This is a genomic window from Corallococcus llansteffanensis (assembly GCF_003612055.1).
GTDB lineage: Bacteria > Myxococcota > Myxococcia > Myxococcales > Myxococcaceae > Corallococcus > Corallococcus llansteffanensis.
In genome coordinates this window covers 1-1,043 of sequence record NZ_RAWB01001075.1, presented here as the reverse complement: position 1 = coordinate 1,043, position 1,043 = coordinate 1, and the positions used below count along the sequence as shown (strand labels likewise).

Here is a 1,043-nt window from a genome sequence, read left to right as displayed (position 1 = left end):
GGCGATGCTGTCGGGCCGGTTCGCGGCGGAGATGGCCTCCGCGCACCTGCGGAGGGGCGTATGACGTCCGTCCTCGCCCAGAGCCTGGTGCCCTCGGTCCCCGAAGTCCCCGCGCTGCCCGCGCTGCCCGACGCGGCGGGGGCCTACCGCTGGTTCTACGCGGACGTCACCGCCGGGCCCTACAGCGCGGTGTGCATCTTCATGCTGGGCTCGCTGTTCTCGCCGCGCTACTCGGTGGCGGCGCGGCGCGGGGGCCATCCGCTGGAGCACAGCGCGGTGAACTTCGCGCTCTACCACCAGGGCGTGCGCCGGCTGTGGGTGCTGAGCGAGTACCCGCGCGCGGAAGTGGAGGAGCCGGGGCGTCTGCGCATCGGCCGCTCCACGCTGACGCACGCCGCGGACGGCACGGTGCGCATGGACGTGGACGACTGGACGGCGCCGTGGGGCCGCCCGGTGCGCGCCAGTCTGACGCTCCGGCCGCTGACGCCCCGGGGCGCGGAGGTGCAGCTCATGCCGGGGCTGCCGCACTACTGGCAGGCGCTGGCGCCCCGCTCGGAGGCGCGGCTGGAGGTGTCCTCGCTGGACGTGGCGGCCGAAGGCCTGGGCTACCACGACACCAACCACGGCCAGGAGCTGCTGGGCGAGCGGCTGTCCGGGTGGCACTGGGCGCGCACGCACCACGCGAACCACACCGTGGTGGACTACCACCTGCCGGACGGGGTGGCGCCGCTGCGCGTGCAGGCGGGGCCGGCCGGCGTGGTGTGTGAGCGCGGCCCGAAGCTGGAGGCCCGGCCCACGAACATCACCGGCTGGGGCCTGCGCATCCCCGCCCGGCTGCACGCGGGCAACGAGGTGGTGGGCGCGCCGCGCCTGCTGGAGTCGTCGCCGTTCTACGCGCGGCTGGAGTCGCGGCGGGGCGCGCTGGACACGATGGGGGAGGTGGCGGACTTCCGCCGCTTTCATTCGCCCTTCATCCGCTGGATGGCGCACTTCCGCACGCGCGTGGAGCGGGCGGCGTGAACGCGCTCGGCGTCATCACGCTC

At 75.0% G+C, this 1,043-nt stretch carries 1 protein-coding gene; it reads left to right on the top strand.

What is annotated here, in order from left to right; genetic code table 11:
* Window positions 1-60: 60 nt before the first annotated feature.
* Window positions 61-1,020, top strand: coding sequence for a carotenoid 1,2-hydratase family protein (locus D7V93_RS43415; RefSeq protein WP_120648712.1), 960 nt, complete (start codon window positions 61-63; stop codon window positions 1,018-1,020).
* The last annotated feature ends 23 nt before the right edge of the window (window positions 1,021-1,043 follow it).